Consider the following 15,482-nt stretch of genomic DNA (forward strand, 5'->3'; position numbering starts at 1 on the left):
GTCTAGCCCTGACTTCCCTGTGTGGTGGCGAGTTCGAGGGCCAGTACCGGGCAGTCGGCGGCGGCTCTGCGGGCGCGTTTCAGGGTGGTGGATGGAAGGGGGGCCTCGCCCAGGAGCGGGTAGCCCCACTCGTCGAGCGTGATGTGTTCGGGGAGGAGTTCCGCGCACAGGCCGTGGCCCTGGCAGGCGGTCCAGTCGACATCCAGGCGGTGCGTGCGGTCCGCACGGTCGGTGCGGTGGGCGTGGCGGGCCATGTCAGTTCCTGTTCGCGGGGACGGGCAGCAGCGGGGTGTGGTCGGTCGCCGTGCAGTGGCCCGCGGCGTGCGCGTCGAGTTCGGCGGCGAAGGTCGTGAGCGCGCTGCGCACCAGGCGGACCGTGCCGTCGGGGTGGTGGCAGGCGCCGCGGCCCTCGACGAGTCCGGCCAGGCGGGCGATGTCGTCGCGGGTGCCGCCCTGCGGACCGGGTGCGGCCAGGGTCTGGAAGGCGGCGGCGATACGGGGCAGACCGTTGAGGCAAGGTCCGCACTGGCCCGCCGACTCGAGGGCCAGGTGGCGCAGCACACGGGCGGTCTCGGCGAGACCGCAGCGGCCTGTGGGCAGCGCGGCGAGCACGCCCGCGCCGAGGTCGGCGACGGTCAGCGTGCGGGTCGCGGCCTCGGCGGCCGGGAGCCAGGTGCCGTGGTAGCCGCCGACCAGGACCGCGCCGATGCCGTCCAGCGGGAGGAGACGGTGCAGCGGCATCCCGAAGGGGGCTTCGACGACCCGTACCTCGCGGCCGGGCACATGCACCGTGCACAGGGCGCTGCCCGGCTCGGCCGGGGTGCCCACCGAGCGGAACCAGTCGGCGCCGTAGCGGGCGATCAGGGCGAGGTGGGCGAGCGTCTCGACGTTCTGGACGAGCGTCGGCGCGCGGTGCACGCCCTGTTCACGCACCGGGGGCCGCTGGTGGCGCGGGAGGGCCGCGTGTCCGGAGACGTACTGGGTGAGGGCCGAGGACTGGCCGGACAGGAAGCGCTTCGGGACGCGTACCGTGCGTACCCGCAGCGGGTCCCGTCGCTCGGCGAGCGCCGCTTCGAGGGGCGTGGCGTGGTCCTCGACCGCGAGGTACGCCTCCCCCGCGCCGACCGCCTCGGCCGCCAACTGCAGCCCGTCCAGGACGAGATGGGGCGACAGCCACAGCAGTGTCCTGTCCTTCGCGCTCGCGGGCTCGCCCTCCGCGCCGTTGGCGACGACGACCGGGGTGCGACCGGTGCGGCGGCCCGCCTCGGCGACCGAGACCAGCTTGCGGTACGTGGGGAATGCGGCGCCGCCGCGGCCGGTGAGCCCGGACTCGGCGACCGTGCGCAGCAGTTGGGCCGGGTCTCCGTGCACGACCGGGCCGTAGCGCTGCTCGTGGGTGGTGAAGCCGGCCGGGGCGCTACCGGGGGCGAGCAGGCGAGGTGGCATGTAGATGTCCGTAAAGGTGGTGGCCATGGTCGTCGTCGCGGTCGCGGTCGTGGTCGCGGTCGTGGTCGTGGTCATGGTCGTGGTCATGGGCGGGCTCCTTCGGGCGTACGGGCTTCGGCCGTACGGAGCAGGGTGGAGGGGGTTCGCCCGGAGGCTCGGGCCGCGTGGGCGACGCGGATGCCGAAGGCCGTGAGGACCGCGGCCACACAGGAGATCGTCAGCCACAGCATCCAGCCGGCGCCGGTGTCCGTGCCGATGCCGATGCCGTGGATGAGCGCGATCGGCCAGGAGGCATAGGCCAGCCAGTGGACGGCGCGCCAGGCGCGGTGCCCGACGCGGGCGCGGAGCAGGCTGGTGATCAGTACCGCCACCATCAGATCGAGGGCCACTGTGCCGAGGCCCAGCCAGAGGGGTTGGTAGGTGGAGGCGAACGGGACGAGGACATCGAGGAGGCTGATGCTCACATAGCTGTCGACGACCGCGGCCGTGATGTGCAGGGCCAGGAAGACGGTTGCGGAGAGGGAGAGGGCGCGGTGCAGCTGGACCGTCCCGAATCTCGGGAGGCCGGGGAGTCTGCCGCGCAGACGTACGGCGATGCCCAGGAGTACGACGACGGTGAACAGGACCAGGCTGACCGCTCCGGTGGCTCTGTTGGCGTACCAGAGGAGGGAGGAGTCGCTCATGCGGCGGCCTCGGGTCCGGGCCGGGTCTGGTCGGAAGTCGGCCAGCCCGGAGTCGTCACCACCGTGCCGTCCTTGGCCACCAGACGTGCGGGCAGGCCGAGCCTTGCCAGCCACCGTTCCGCGCCCGCGCCCTTGACCAGGGCCGCCGTGCCGGCCGCGTTGGCGTCGGCGCAGGTCGCGGCGGCCACGGAGACCGTGCGCCAGGGGGTCTCGGCGGGCAGGCCGGTGTACGGGTCGACGATGTGGTGGAGGTCGTGGGCGCCCCGGCGCCAGCGGCGGGTGGTGGTGCCGGAGGTCGCGAGGCCGCCGCTCCGGATGGCGACCGTGGCGTACGTCCCCGGCGCGGGTGTCTCCTCGACCGCGCCCGTGGCGTCCTGGACGCGGATGCGCCAGCCGCCTGCCGGGGGTTCGCCGGCCACGGCCGTGTCGCCGCCCAGGCTCACCAGGACTCCGCAGCCCGCCGCCTCGGCGAGCAGGGCGGCGGCCTTGTCGGCGGCCCAGGCCTTGGCCGTGGCGCCCAGGTCGAGGTGGACCCCGGCCGGGACGGTGACCGTGTCGGTCGCGCGGTCCAGGGTCACCGCGCGCCAGCCCGGGACCGGGCGGACGGTGAGCCGGACCGGGCGGTCGTCCTCCTGGACCAGCCGGAAGTCGCGGTCGTAGCCGAGAGCGCCGATGGCCGAGCCGACCGTGGGATCGACGGCCCCGTCGGTCGCGGCGGCGGCGCGCAGGGCGACGGCCAGCGCCTCGCCGAGCAGCGGGCTGACCCTGACCGGGCGGCCCTGTGCGTGGTCGAGGGCCACCAGTTCCGAGTCCTGACGGAACCGGCTGCACGCGGCGTCGACCTCGGCGAGGTGCCGGGCGAGCAGCAGGTTGCAGGAGTCCAGCAGGGCCGGGTCGGTGGTGACCAGGCGGACGCTGGTGCCGAGGGCGCGCCAGTCGGCGGCGGCCGTGGTGCGGCGGGTGAGCGTGGCCATCACGACGCCCCCGAGGTGGAGTCGGCGGAGCCGCCGCTGGAGGAGGTGGGGTTGTCCGAGGGGGCCTGAAGGGTCGAGTCCGCACTGCCGCTCGAATCGCTGTCGCTGCCCGTGGTCGACGACCCCGAACCGGACGACCCCGAACCGGACGACTCCGTACTCGTCGCACTCGTCGTACTCGTCGTACTCGTCGTACTCGTCGTGCCGCTCGCAGCCGTGTCCGCGTCCGCGTCCGCCTGCATCGTGCCGACCAGGGCGAAGACCCCGGCTGCCGCCGCCAGCGTGACCGCCGCCGCGGCGGCCGCCGTGCGCCGCGCTCCTCTGCGGACCGCCGCGGCGGCCCCCCGCTCGCTGCCTGTCATGGCTGCTCCCCTCCGAATGACGCTCTGTCACGTCCTACGGTCGGGGAACAGCCTGAGAGAAGTCTGTGAGGCACCCGTACGCCTCGGAAGAAGTCTCTGAGAGACGTCTTTAATTACAGACTTCAAGCAGTTCGGCTACTCGGCCGGTTCTGTTACTCGGCCGCCAGGCGAGCGATCGCCTCGTCCACGGTCAGCTCCTCGCGCTCGCCGGTGCGGCGGTCCTTCAGCTCGAGGACGCCCTCGGCCGAGCGGCGCCCGGCCACCAGGATCTTCGGTACGCCGATGAGCTCGGCGTCCGTGAACTTCACGCCCGGGGAGACCCCGGCGCGGTCGTCCACGAGGACGCGTACGCCCGCCGCGCCGAGCTTCTCGGACACGTCGAGGGCGAGCTCGGTCTGCAGAGCCTTGCCGGCGGCGACGACGTGGACGTCGGCGGGAGCGATCTCCTTGGGCCAGCACAGCCCCTGCCCGTCGGCCGACTGCTCGGCGAGCGCCGCGACCGCGCGGGAGACGCCGATGCCGTACGAGCCCATGGTCACGCGGACCGGCTTGCCCTGCTGGCCGAGGACGTCGAGCTGGAAGGTGTCGGCGTACTTGCGGCCGAGCTGGAAGATGTGGCCGATCTCGATGGCGCGGTCCAGCTTGAGGCCGGTGCCGCACTTGGGGCACGGGTCGCCCTCTTCCACCACGACGACGTCCAGGTAGTCGTCGACCTCGAAGTCGCGGCCGGCCACGACGTTCTTCGCGTGCGTGTTGACCTTGTTGGCGCCGGTGATCCAGGCCGTGCCGGGGGCCACCCGCGGGTCGGCGATGTAGCGGACCTTCTCCAGGCCCTGCGGGCCGACGTAACCGCGGACGAGGTCACCGCGGCCCTCGAAGTCCTCGGCGGTGACGAGTTCGACGACGGCAGGGGCGAGGTGCTCGCCCAGCTTGCCGAGGTCGACCTCGCGGTTGCCGGGGACGCCTACGGCCACGATCTCGCCGTCGACCTTGACCAGGAGGTTCTTGAGGGTGGCGGAAGCCGGGACGCCGAGGTGCTCGGCGAGCGTCTCGATGGTGGGGGTGTCGGGGGTGTCCAGCTCCTCGACCGGGCCGACGCCGGAACCGTCCACCGGCTTCAGGGCGAAGGTGACGGCCTCCGTGTTGGCCGCGTAGTCGCAGGACGGGCAGTCCACGAACGTGTCCTCACCGGCCGCGGCGGGCGCGAGGAACTCCTCCGACGCCGAGCCGCCCATGGCGCCCGAGACGGCCGACACGATGCGGTAGTCCAGGCCCAGGCGGGCGAAGATCTTCTGGTAGGCGGCGCGGTGCAGCGCGTACGACTCCGCGAGGCCCTCGTCCGTCGTGTCGAAGGAGTACGAGTCCTTCATCTGGAACTCGCGGCCGCGCAGCACGCCGGAGCGCGGGCGGGCCTCGTCGCGGTACTTCGTCTGGATCTGGTACAGCATGACCGGCAGGTCCTTGTAGGACGCGACCTGGTCCTTCACGACGAGCGTGAAGATCTCCTCGTGGGTCGGGCCGAGCAGGTACTCACCGCCCTTGCGGTCCTTCAGGCGGAAGAGGAGGTCGCCGTACTCCTCCCAGCGGGCGGAGGCCTCGTAGGGCTCCTTCGGGAGCAGGGCCGGCAGGAGGACCTCCTGCGCCCCGATGGCGTCCATCTCCTCGCGCACCACCCGGGAGATGTTGTCGAGGACCTTCTTGCCGAGCGGCAGCCAGGTCCAGATGCCGGCGGAGTTGCGGCGTACGTAGCCGGCGCGGACGAGCAGCTTGTGGCTGAGCGTCTCGGCGTCCGCCGGGTCGTCACGCAGTGTCTTGACCATCAAACGGGACATGCGCTGGACCTGGGCCATGGTTCTCGACTCCTGCTGCGTAAGGGTGATGGCTAGGAGGTTAGCCGGGCGGCCCATCCCGGTGGAAATCGGTTGGTCCCCCGGCCGGAGGGCAGGCCCAGGCGCTCAGCGCCTGCGCAGGGGCAGCGGGGCGCCCATGACGGCGTACGGCTTGGGTGCGCTGGGGAAGAGAACCTGCCGCGCGAGGTCCTCGTACCCGAGGGAGCGGTACAGGCCGCGGGCCGGGCTGTCGGTGTCGATGGCGGAGAGGATCGAGCGGGGTTCGGTGGCGCTGTCCGTGATGCCGGTGATCAGGGACCGGCCCAGGCCGTGGTTCTGGTAGTGCGGGTGGACGTGCAGCTCGGTGATCACGAAGGAGTGGTCGAGCCAGGCGTCGCGTCCCTGGGCGCGCAGATACGGTTCCACGACGGTGGACCACCAGTGGGTGCGGTCGTTGGGCATGCCGTAGACGAAGCCGACGAGCCGTCCGTCGACCGTCGTCGCGCCGAGTGCGCGGGCTCCGGGGTAGGTGAGGTGACGCAGCACGATCTGGCGGCGTACGGCGATCTCGTCGGCGCCGAGCCCGAAGGCGAGGGCCTGCACGGCGAGCGCCTCGTCGACGCGCGCCGCGAGATCCAGCGGGCCGACGACCACGTCGTCGGGGTTGCGGGGGCCCTGACCGGGAAAGCGCAGCATGCCGGGGAGACTACCGGGGCGCTTCGCCGGATTGCGCCGGGACTACGGGAGGTTGTGTCCGATGCGGCCCGGCCGGGGGCCGGTCGAGAACCGGTCTGGCGCCGGTCAAGGAGTTCCCCGCGGCCCTGCGAGCGCTAGAACAGCACGCTCATGAACGCGCCGATCTCCTGGAAGCCGACACGGTGGTACGTCGCCCGGGCCGGGGTGTTGAAGTCGTTGACGTAGAGGCTGACGAGCGGGGCGACGTCGGCGAGGGCGTAGCGCATGACCGCCGCCATGCCCGGGGCCGCCAGCCCCTGCCCCCGGTACTCGGGGGCGACCCACACACCCTGGACCTGGCAGGCCTGCCGGGTGGCGGCGCCGATCTCGGCCTTGAAGACGACCTTGCCGTTCTGGTCGAGACGGGCGAACGAACGGCCGGTGCCGACGAGTTCGGCCACCCGCGCCTGGTAGAGCAGGCCGCCGTCACCGGCGAGCGGTGAGACGCCCACCTCCTCGGTGAACATCGCCACGCACGCCGGCATGATCGTTTCCATCTCGTCCTTGCGGATGCGGCGGACGTACGGATCCGGGGCGATGTCGGCGGGGAGCCGGTCGGTGACCATCAGGGGCTGGTGGGCGCGGACCTCGCGGGCCGGGCCCCAGCTGGGTTCGAGCAGCCGCCACAGCTGGGCGGTGGCCTCGACGGGGCCGACGATCGAGGAACAGCGGCGGCCGGCCCTTCTCGCCCGGTCGGCGAAGCCGCGGACGGCGCGGGGGGTGGCGCAGATCGGGACCAGGTTGGCGCCCGCGTAGCAGAGGGACCGCAGCATGCCGTCCTCGTACCAGCCCCACATCTCGCCGCCGAGCCGCCAGGGGTCGAGGCCCGCGACCTGTACCCGCGACGCGACGAACGCGTTCGCGACCGGGTCGCGGTCGAGGACGGCGAGCGCGGCGTCCAGGTCACTCGGTTCGAGGACCCTGGTGGTGGTCTGGGTCAACACGTGCGGGGGCCTCACCATACGGTCTGCTGATCTCCGCACTGTACCTGGCGAGGTTGTGCCTCGCCGCCCCTTGTACCGGCCGGGGCTTCGGCCGCGGACCGGTGGGCGCGGTGCGCGCAGTTCCCCGCGCCCCCTGGACCGGGGCTCCGTCCCGGATCCCCGTTCGTCCGGGGTCGTTTGTCTGCGGTGCGTGGGGGCCGGTCGCGCCGTTCCTCGCACCCCTGGGGCGGGGCTGCGCCCCACATCCCCCGGCCGCCCGAAGTTCTTCGGCTGACGGCCGGCGGGGGCCGGGCGCGCGGTTCCCCGCGCCCCTAAAAGCCCCGGGTCGCCCGGCGTTCGAGAGCGAGGCCCGCCCGCCACCCACCCCGGCCCGCACCATTCAGCCCGTCCGGCGTTTGAGGACGAGGCCGTTTCAGGCCGATGCGGGGGCCAGGGGGCGCAGCGCCCCTGGCGGGGTTGAAGGGGCAGAGCCCCTGGGGATGATGGGCCCCTGCTCGAACGGTGCCGCCCGTGGGTCAGCCCGCTACCGACACCGAGGGCTCGCCGGAGGCGATCCCGTCGGCCTCCATCTGCTCGGCAAGCTTCATCGCTTCCTCGATGAGCGTCTCGACGATCTTCGACTCGGGGACCGTCTTGATGACCTCGCCCTTGACGAAGATCTGCCCCTTGCCGTTGCCGGAGGCGACGCCGAGGTCGGCCTCGCGGGCCTCGCCCGGACCGTTCACGACGCAGCCCATGACGGCGACGCGGAGGGGGACCTCCATGCCCGTCAGACCGGCGGTGACCTCTTCCGCCAACTTGTACACGTCGACCTGGGCACGCCCGCAGGACGGGCAGGACACGATCTCCAGGCCCCGCTGCTTGAGGTTCAGCGACTCCAGGATCTGGAGACCGACCTTGACCTCCTCGGCGGGCGGCGCCGAAAGGGACACCCGGATCGTGTCGCCGATGCCCTCGGAGAGCAGCGCTCCGAACGCCACCGCCGACTTGATCGTGCCCTGGAAGGCGGGACCCGCCTCCGTCACACCGAGGTGCAGGGGGTAGTCGCACGCCGCCGCCAGCTGGCGGTACGCGTTGACCATGACCACCGGGTCGTTGTGCTTGACCGAGATCTTGATGTCCCGGAAGTCGTGCTCCTCGAAGAGGGACGCCTCCCAGAGGGCGGACTCGACGAGCGCCTCGGGGGTCGCCTTGCCGTACTTCTGGAGGAGCCGCTTGTCGAGCGAGCCCGCGTTGACGCCGATCCGGATCGGGGTGCCGGTGTCCTTCGCGGCCCGCGCGATCTCCTTGACCTGGTCGTCGAACTGCTTGATGTTGCCGGGGTTCACACGGACGGCCGCGCAGCCCGCGTTGATCGCCGCGAAGACGTACTTCGGCTGGAAGTGGATGTCCGCGATGACCGGGATCTGCGACTTGCGGGCGATCGTGGCGAGGGCGTCGGCGTCGTCCTGGGTCGGGCACGCCACCCGTACGATCTGGCAGCCGGAGGCCGTCAGCTCGGCGATCTGCTGCAGCGTGGCGCCGATGTCCGACGTACGCGTGGTCGTCATCGACTGCACCGAGACGGGTGCGTCTCCACCCACGGCCACGGTTCCGACCTGGATCTGCCGGCTCTTCCGACGCTCGGCGAGCTTGGTCGGAACGGACGGCATGCCGAGAGAAATCGCAGTCATCTGCTGTGCAACCCCAAGTTGTGGATCAAGGTCCCGGAATCGTGGGCTCCAGGCTCCGAGATTACGGCACCGGCGCACGCCCGGGCACATCACGCCCCTAAACCCACCCAACGGATGGCGGCCGGACACCCAGGGTGCCCGGCCGCCACGAACGGTGTCCTGCCAAGAGACCGCCTAGGAGATTTTCACCGGGTTAACAACGTCCGCGATCAGGACGAGGATCGTGAAGCAGACGAAGATTCCAGCCACCACATAGGCCACCGGCATCAGCTTCGCCACGTCGAACGGGCCCGGGTCCGGCCGCCTCAGCACCTTCGCCGCGTTCCGCCGCAGCGACTCCCACAGCGCGCCCGCGATGTGCCCGCCGTCGAGCGGGAGCAGCGGAAGCATGTTGAACAGGAACAGGGAGAGGTTGAACCCCGCGACCAGCAGCAGCATCATCGCGACCTGCTGCGATGCCGGGATGTCGAGGGTGAAGACATCACCGCCGATACGTGCCGCGCCGACCACGCCCATCGGGGAGTCCGCCTTGCGCGGGCCGTCGCCGAAGGCCGCGTTCCACAGGTCGGGGATCTTGCCGGGCAGCGAGACGAGCGACTCGACGCCGTTCTGCATCATGTCGCCCATGCGGTTCACGGACTGGCCGAACGACTGCTGGACGATGCCGGAGGCGGGCGTGAAGCCGAGGAAGCCGGCGTACACGTACTTGCCCTCGACATAGCCGCCGTTGCCGTCGGTCTTGCTGACCTGGTTCTTGATCAGGTGAGCCGTCAGGTCGACCTTCTGACCCTTGCGCTCGACGGTGAGCGTGACGTCCTTGCCGGGGTTGGAGCGGATGTCGGACTGCAGCGCCGCCCAGTCGTCGATCGCCTTGCCGTTGAACGCGACGATCTTGTCGCCGCCCTTGAGCCCGGCGGCCTTGGCGGGCGCGGCCTGGTCGCTCGCCGCGCACTTCGACCGGTTCTCGCTCTGCTGGATGACACAGTCCGAGACCTTGCCGACCGTGGTGGTCTGGGTCTGCACCCCGAACGTCATCATCACGCCGAGGAAGATCGCGACGGCCAGGACGAGGTTCATGAACGGGCCCGCGAACATCACGATCACGCGCTTCCACGGCTTGCGCGTGTAGAAGAGGCGGGTCTCGTCGCCGGGCTGGAGCTCCTCGAAGGCGGCCGACCTGGCGTCCTCGATCATGCCCCGGAAGGGGGAGGTGGAGCGCGCCTCGATACGGCCGTCCGGGCCGGGCGGGAACATCCCGATCATGCGGATGTAGCCGCCGAGCGGGACCGCCTTCACCCCGTACTCGGTGTCGCCCTTCTTCCGCGACCAGATGGTCGGCCCGAAGCCGACCATGTACTGCGGCACACGGATGCCGAAGAGCTTGGCCGTCGACAGATGTCCCAGCTCGTGCCAGGCGATCGAGATGAGCAGGCCGACCGCGAAGACGACTATGCCGAGGATCATCATCAGGGTCGTCATGCACGAGCCTCCGCGGTTGTCGTCTGTGCCATTGGTGCTGTCCGTGCCGTCTGTGCGGTCAGTTCACGGGCCCGGGCGCGTGCCCAGGTCTCCGCTTCGAGGACGTCCGCCACGGTCAGGGAAGTTCCCGTTCCGGGTGTGCCGTGTTCCTCAACCACCCGGGTGACGGTCTCCATGATCCCGTTGAACGGCAGGGCGCCGTTCAGGAACGCGTCCACGCACTCCTCGTTGGCGGCATTGAACACCGCCGGGGCCGTGCCCGCGAGCTGCCCCACGTGCCGGGCGAGCCCGACGGAGGGGAACGCGTCGTTGTCGAGCGGGAAGAACTCCCAGCTCGACGCCTTGGTCCAGTCGAAGGCGGGCGCCGCGTCCGGGACGCGTTCGGGCCAGCCGAGACCGATGGCGATCGGTCCCCGCATGTCGGGGGGCGTCGCCTGGGCCAGTGTCGATCCGTCCGTGTACTCAACCATCGAGTGGACATACGACTGCGGGTGCACGACCACCTCAATGCGATCGAAGGGAATGTCGTAGAGGAGGTGCGCCTCGATGACTTCCAGCCCCTTGTTGACCAAGGTCGCGGAGTTGATGGTGATCACCGGGCCCATGGCCCAGGTCGGGTGCGCGAGGGCCTCGGCGGGAGTGACGTTCGCCAGCTCCGCCTTCGTACGCCCCCGGAAGGGTCCGCCGGAGGCGGTCACGACCAGCTTGCGCACATCGGCGCGCGTACCGGCCGCCAGTGCCTGGAAGAGCGCCGCGTGCTCGGAGTCGACCGGGATGATCTGGCCGGGCTTGGCCAGCGCCTTCACCAGCGGGCCGCCGACGATGAGCGATTCCTTGTTGGCGAGCGCGAGGGTGCGGCCCGCTTCCAGGGCGGCGAGGGTGGGGGCGAGGCCGATGGAGCCGGTGATGCCGTTGAGGACGGTGTGGCAGTCGGAGGCGGCGAGCCGGGTGGCGGCGTCCGCGCCGGCCAGGATCTCGGGAAGGGTCTCACCGGGTGCGTACTCGGCCGTGAGCGCCTCCCGCAGCGCCGGTACGACGTCCTCGCGCGCGACCGCGACCGTGCGTACGCGCAGCCGGTGGGCCTGCTCCGCGAGCAGCCCGACCCTGCCGCCGGCGGCGGAGAGCGCGGTGACCCGGAACCGGTCGGGGTTGCGCAGCACGAGGTCGATGGCCTGGGTGCCGATCGAGCCGGTGGAGCCGAGGATCACGACATCCCGGACTCCGTCCACGGGGTCGAAGACGAGATGCGGATCAGCGAGGGGGGCTGGACTGTCGCTCATCCCCCCATTGTGGCCGCTGCGCGACCCACACAGGACAGGGCTCCCCTCTTCTCCTCGCTTCTCCTCTCTTCTGACCCCATTAGCACCCCGACGTACCGGAGGAAGTGAAATCGCCCTTTGTGAAACCAGCGTGAAGATCATGTGATAGCACTTCATGCACGTCGTCACTCTCACTGGCCGGTGGACGACCGGCCGGGGGGCGACACCCTGGGGGGTTCTCATGCGGATACGCGCTGCCCTGCCCGCGCTCGCGGGCGCCGTGGCACTGACAGGCACGTTTCTTCTCAGCACGCCGGCGCAGGCGGCCGGCGGTGTGACCATCTACCACGTCTGGTTCGACAGCCCCGGTTCGGACAACCGCTCCAACGCGAGCCTCAACGCCGAGTGGGTGCAGATCAAGAACACCAGTTCGGCGGCGATCTCACTCAAGGGCTGGATCCTGAAGGACGTCTCGAACCACAGGTACACCTTCCCGAACGTGAAGATCGGGGCGCACAAGACCATGAAGGTGCACACGGGCAGCGGTAGGGACACCGCGGGGGACAAGTACCAGAACCGCCGCGCGTACGTCTGGAACAACACCAGCGACACCGCCACGCTCACCAAGGCGAACGGCGGCAAGGTCGACGCGTGCTCGTGGACGACGCGGGACCCCAGCGACAAGTACTGCTAGCCCCTGCCTCCCCTGCCGGCCCCCGCGTCCTCACCGCTTGCGGCGGCGCCGCGCCTTGGACCTGCCGGGGCGCGAGCCGCCGCGTGACGGCGCGGCGGCGGGCGCGGGGGCTGCCGCGGGGGCTGCCGCGGGAGCAGTCGCGGGCGCGGTCGCGGGCGCGTCGGCGTCCGCCGGGGCGAAGTCGCCCTCGACCACGCCCTCCGCCGTGTCCATGGTGGGGGCCGTGAAGTGCAGGTCCTCGACCCGGTCGCGGCGTTCGAGGGTCCCGGGCGCACCGCCGGAGGCGTCCAGGTTGAAGACGTAGCCGACGGACTCCTCCTTGATGGCGTCGGTCATCGCGCCGTACATGTCGAAGCCCTCGCGCTCGTACTCGACGATGGGTTCCCGGCCGAGCGTCCAGCGCAGACCGATGCCGTCGCGGAGGTAGTCCATCTCGTAGAGGTGCTCGCGCCATTTGCGGTCGAGGACGTTGAGGACGACGAGGCGTTCGAGGTCGCGCAGGGCGTCGGCGCCGAGTTCGGTCTCGCGGTCCTCGTAGCGGTCGTGGATGTCCCGGGTCATGGCCTCGGTCAGGTCGTCGGCGGTGAGGTCGGCGCGTTCGCCGGCCGCCTCCTCCAGGTCCTCGATCGTGACCCGTACCGGATAGAGCTGTTTGAAGGCGCCCCACAGCCGCTCCAGGTCCCATTCCTCGGGGAAGCCCTCGCTGGTCTCCTGTTCGATGTACGCCCGCACGGTGTCGTCCATGAAGTGCAGGAGCTGTTCGCGCAGGTCCTCCCCCGCCAGGACGCGGCGGCGCTCGGCGTAGATGAGGGTGCGCTGCCGGTTGAGCACCTCGTCGAACTTCAGGACGTCCTTGCGGGACTCGAAGTGCTGCTGCTCGACCTGGGCCTGGGCGGAGGCGATGGCGCGGGTGACCATCTTGTTCTCGATGGGGATGTCGTCGGGGACGTTCGCCATGGACATCACGCGGTCCACAACCTGGGCGCGGAACAGGCGCATCAGGTCGTCCTCCAGGGAGAGGTAGAAGCGGGAGGCGCCGTTGTCGCCCTGGCGTCCGGAGCGGCCGCGCAGTTGGTTGTCGATACGGCGGGACTCGTGGCGTTCGGTGCCCAGCACATAGAGCCCGCCGAGCTCCTTGACCTCCTCGTACGCCGCCCCGACCTCGGCGGTGACGCGCTCGCGCACCTCGCGGCAGGCGTCGGGGTGCTCCTCCTCGGTGAGTTCGCGCTTCTCCAGCTCGGCGGCTATGAGGGACTCGGGATTGCCGCCGAGCATGATGTCGGTACCGCGGCCCGCCATGTTGGTGGCGACGGTGACGGCGCCCTTGCGGCCCGCCTGGGCCACGATCTGGGCCTCGCGCTGGTGGTTCTTGGCGTTGAGCACCTCGTGCCGGACACCGCGCTTCCTGAGCAGCGCGGAGAGCAGTTCGGACTTCTCCACCGACGTGGTGCCGACGAGGACCGGCTGCCCCTGGGCGTGCCGCTCGGCGATGTCCGCCACGATCGCGGCGTACTTGGCGTCCACGGTGCGGTAGATCTGGTCGGGGTCGTCGGCGCGCTTCGGGGGCCGGTTGGTCGGGATCGGCACGACCTGGAGCTGGTAGATCTGGTGGAACTCGGCCGCCTCCGTCATCGCCGTGCCGGTCATGCCGGCGAGCTTCTCGTAGAGACGGAAGAAGTTCTGCAGGGTGATCGTGGCGAGGGTCTGGTTCTCGTCCTTGATCGTCACCCCTTCCTTCGCCTCGATCGCCTGGTGCAGCCCCTCGTTGTAGCGGCGGCCCGCGAGGATACGGCCGGTGTGCTCGTCGACGATCAGCACCTCGCCGTCCACGACCACGTAGTCCTTGTCCCTCTTGAAGTGCTCCTTGGCCTTCAGGGCGTTGTTGAGGTGCCCGATGAGGGAGGTGTGGTCGGACTCGTACAGACTCTCGATGCCGAGCTGGTCCTGGAGGTACTCGACGCCCCGGTCCAGGATCGCGACGGTGCGCTTCTTGGGGTCGTACTCGTAGTCGTACGTGGCCCGCAGCGCCGCCAGTTCCTCCTTCTCGGCCGGCCGGGTGAAGAGCTCCTCCTGGACGCGGACGCCCTTCATCCGTCGTACGAGCCCCGCGAAGGCCTCGTACCACCGGGTGGGCTGGTCGGCGGGACCGGAGATGATCAGCGGGGTGCGGGCCTCGTCGATGAGGATGGAGTCGGCCTCGTCGACGATCGCGAAGTGGTGGCCGCGCTGCACGAGTTCGTCCCTCGACCAGGCCATGTTGTCGCGCAGGTAGTCGAAGCCGAACTCGGTGTTGGTGCCGTAGGTGATGTCGCAGGCGTACTGGGCGCGGCGCGCGGCGGGCGTCGACTCGGACTTGATGACACCGACGGTCAGGCCCAGGAAGCGGTAGGCCCGGCCCATCCACTCGGCGTCGCGCTCGGCGAGGTAGTCGTTGACCGTGACGAGGTGGACTCCCTTGCCTGACAGGGCGTTCAGATAGACGGGGAGGGTGGCGACGAGGGTCTTGCCCTCCCCCGTCTGCATCTCCGCGATGTCGCCGAGGTGCAGCGCCGCGCCACCCATCACCTGGACGTCGAAGTGGCGCATGCCCAGGGTGCGCCGGGCCGCCTCGCGCATCGCGGCGAAGGCCTCCGGCAGCAGGTCGTCCAGGCTCTCGCCGTCGGCGTGGCGCTGCTTGAACTCCGGGGTGAGGGACTGGAGTTCCTCGTCCGACAAGGCCCTGAACTCCTCGTCCAAGGAGTTGACCTGATCGACGACGCGCTGGAGCCTGCGCAGCACACGGCCCTCGCCGGCCCGCATGATCCTGCCGGTGATGACGTCCAGACCTTTGCCCGGCATAGGAATTCCCCCAGAACTAAACGGCGTCCACGAGCATCCGAATCCAGTGATTGGCTCGTTGCAGAATGTGGACGCCCTGCTGATTCGCTGTGATCACCTCGCGCAGGACGGGATCGTCGACCACGTCGAGTGCGCTGCGGAAGAGTTGCTGGATGACGGGCCGTTCCCCCGGCCGTCCGGCGTCCAGCAGACCGTCGACGTCACGGAGGTCGATGCGCCGGATCCGTACGGCGTCGAAGGAGGGCACCGGCGGGCGCGGCTCCGTGTCGACCAGGGCGAGCGCGCAGTCGTTGAGGAGAACCGCGAGGGCGTCGCGGTGCGCCTCGAAGGTCTCGGGCGCGGCTTCGCGCAGCTTCTGCGCCAGCGGACGCACCTCTTTGCGGACGGTCCGCAGGGCCCGTACGAGATCCGGTTCGTCGAGCTGACGCCGGGCCTCGGCGCGGGCGCGCGTCAGCTGCGCGGAAAGGCCGTGACCGTGTTCTTCCCCGATTCCTTGGCGCATCTGCCGTCCCCGTTCGCCATTCTCCTCATTGTCGACGCACATATTCGGTGCGGCAAGCGTCGGA

14 protein-coding genes are annotated in these 15,482 nt (G+C 70.6%); 1 reads left to right on the plus strand and 13 read right to left on the minus strand.

Annotated features, from left to right (window positions below):
• Positions 1-2 precede the first annotated feature (2 nt).
• The 11 genes from SMIR_RS08960 to dxr all read right to left on the minus strand — a co-directional run bounded on the left by SMIR_RS08960 (position 3) and on the right by dxr (position 11,405).
• The gene (locus SMIR_RS08960) at positions 3-254 is read right to left on the minus strand and encodes a ferredoxin (RefSeq protein WP_168496192.1); all 252 of its coding nucleotides are present in this window, start codon (positions 252-254) and stop codon (positions 3-5) included.
• 1 nt (position 255) lies between these two features.
• Positions 256-1,533, minus strand: a complete 1,278-nt coding sequence (locus tag SMIR_RS08965; RefSeq protein ID WP_249938402.1) for an NADH-ubiquinone oxidoreductase-F iron-sulfur binding region domain-containing protein — start codon at positions 1,531-1,533, stop codon at positions 256-258.
• Positions 1,530-2,129, minus strand: coding sequence for a ferric reductase-like transmembrane domain-containing protein (locus SMIR_RS08970; RefSeq protein WP_212726854.1), 600 nt, complete (start codon positions 2,127-2,129; stop codon positions 1,530-1,532). The genes SMIR_RS08965 and SMIR_RS08970 overlap by 4 nt, the downstream gene beginning before the upstream one ends.
• Positions 2,126-3,103 (minus strand): FAD:protein FMN transferase, encoded by a 978-nt coding sequence (locus SMIR_RS08975; RefSeq protein WP_212726855.1) that lies wholly within the window; start codon positions 3,101-3,103, stop codon positions 2,126-2,128. Before SMIR_RS08975 ends, SMIR_RS08970 begins: the two co-directional genes overlap by 4 nt.
• Complete coding sequence (locus SMIR_RS08980; protein WP_212726856.1) at positions 3,103-3,465, minus strand: hypothetical protein; 363 nt, start codon at positions 3,463-3,465, stop codon at positions 3,103-3,105. Before SMIR_RS08980 ends, SMIR_RS08975 begins: the two co-directional genes overlap by 1 nt.
• A gap of 152 nt (positions 3,466-3,617) precedes the next feature.
• Entirely contained in the window at positions 3,618-5,315 is a 1,698-nt protein-coding gene (locus tag SMIR_RS08985; protein ID WP_168496186.1) for a proline--tRNA ligase, read from the minus strand.
• 105 nt (positions 5,316-5,420) lie between these two features.
• Positions 5,421-5,990, minus strand: coding sequence for a GNAT family N-acetyltransferase (locus tag SMIR_RS08990; RefSeq protein ID WP_101400976.1), 570 nt, complete (start codon positions 5,988-5,990; stop codon positions 5,421-5,423).
• A gap of 134 nt (positions 5,991-6,124) precedes the next feature.
• Positions 6,125-6,973, minus strand: a complete 849-nt coding sequence (locus SMIR_RS08995) for a GNAT family N-acetyltransferase (RefSeq protein ID WP_075031337.1) — start codon at positions 6,971-6,973, stop codon at positions 6,125-6,127.
• Positions 6,974-7,488: 515 nt separating this feature from the next.
• A complete protein-coding gene (ispG, locus tag SMIR_RS09000) occupies positions 7,489-8,646 on the minus strand; it encodes a flavodoxin-dependent (E)-4-hydroxy-3-methylbut-2-enyl-diphosphate synthase (protein ID WP_095852303.1) in 1,158 nt (385 codons plus the stop codon).
• 174 nt (positions 8,647-8,820) lie between these two features.
• Entirely contained in the window at positions 8,821-10,125 is a 1,305-nt protein-coding gene (locus tag SMIR_RS09005; protein ID WP_168496184.1) for a M50 family metallopeptidase, read from the minus strand.
• Positions 10,122-11,405, minus strand: a complete 1,284-nt coding sequence (gene dxr, locus SMIR_RS09010; protein WP_168496182.1) for a 1-deoxy-D-xylulose-5-phosphate reductoisomerase — start codon at positions 11,403-11,405, stop codon at positions 10,122-10,124. Before dxr ends, SMIR_RS09005 begins: the two co-directional genes overlap by 4 nt.
• Positions 11,406-11,625: 220 nt before the next feature.
• Between dxr and SMIR_RS09015 the strand changes: the two genes are divergently transcribed.
• On the plus strand, positions 11,626-12,078 hold the full coding sequence (locus SMIR_RS09015) for a lamin tail domain-containing protein (protein ID WP_168496180.1): 453 nt from the start codon (positions 11,626-11,628) through the stop codon (positions 12,076-12,078).
• A gap of 30 nt (positions 12,079-12,108) precedes the next feature.
• On the opposite strand, the gene secA is transcribed toward SMIR_RS09015, so the two are convergent.
• A complete protein-coding gene (gene secA, locus SMIR_RS09020) occupies positions 12,109-14,916 on the minus strand; it encodes a preprotein translocase subunit SecA (protein WP_212726857.1) in 2,808 nt (935 codons plus the stop codon).
• 16 nt (positions 14,917-14,932) lie between these two features.
• Positions 14,933-15,418, minus strand: coding sequence for a hypothetical protein (locus tag SMIR_RS09025; protein WP_168496176.1), 486 nt, complete (start codon positions 15,416-15,418; stop codon positions 14,933-14,935).
• Positions 15,419-15,482 lie beyond the last annotated feature (64 nt).

It is taken from the genome of Streptomyces mirabilis (assembly GCF_018310535.1).
Taxonomy (GTDB): Bacteria; Actinomycetota; Actinomycetes; order Streptomycetales; family Streptomycetaceae; genus Streptomyces.

Bases quoted from the DNA above. Each gene is read 5' to 3' on its own strand.
- SMIR_RS09025 (WP_168496176.1), bottom strand. From the start codon at position 15,418: ATGCGCCAAGGAATCGGGGAAGAACACGGTCACGGCCTTTCCGCGCAG.
- dxr (WP_168496182.1), bottom strand. From the start codon at position 11,405: ATGAGCGACAGTCCAGCCCCCCTCGCTGATCCGCATCTCGTCTTCGAC.
- ispG (WP_095852303.1), bottom strand. From the start codon at position 8,646: ATGACTGCGATTTCTCTCGGCATGCCGTCCGTTCCGACCAAGCTCGCC.
- secA (WP_212726857.1), bottom strand. From the start codon at position 14,916: ATGCCGGGCAAAGGTCTGGACGTCATCACCGGCAGGATCATGCGGGCC.
- SMIR_RS08965 (WP_249938402.1), bottom strand. From the start codon at position 1,533: ATGACCACGACCATGACCACGACCACGACCGCGACCACGACCGCGACC.
- SMIR_RS08970 (WP_212726854.1), bottom strand. From the start codon at position 2,129: ATGAGCGACTCCTCCCTCCTCTGGTACGCCAACAGAGCCACCGGAGCG.
- SMIR_RS08975 (WP_212726855.1), bottom strand. From the start codon at position 3,103: ATGGCCACGCTCACCCGCCGCACCACGGCCGCCGCCGACTGGCGCGCC.
- SMIR_RS08990 (WP_101400976.1), bottom strand. From the start codon at position 5,990: ATGCTGCGCTTTCCCGGTCAGGGCCCCCGCAACCCCGACGACGTGGTC.
- SMIR_RS09015 (WP_168496180.1), top strand. From the start codon at position 11,626: ATGCGGATACGCGCTGCCCTGCCCGCGCTCGCGGGCGCCGTGGCACTG.
- SMIR_RS08960 (WP_168496192.1), bottom strand. From the start codon at position 254: ATGGCCCGCCACGCCCACCGCACCGACCGTGCGGACCGCACGCACCGC.
- SMIR_RS08980 (WP_212726856.1), bottom strand. From the start codon at position 3,465: ATGACAGGCAGCGAGCGGGGGGCCGCCGCGGCGGTCCGCAGAGGAGCG.
- SMIR_RS08985 (WP_168496186.1), bottom strand. From the start codon at position 5,315: ATGGCCCAGGTCCAGCGCATGTCCCGTTTGATGGTCAAGACACTGCGT.
- SMIR_RS09005 (WP_168496184.1), bottom strand. From the start codon at position 10,125: ATGACGACCCTGATGATGATCCTCGGCATAGTCGTCTTCGCGGTCGGC.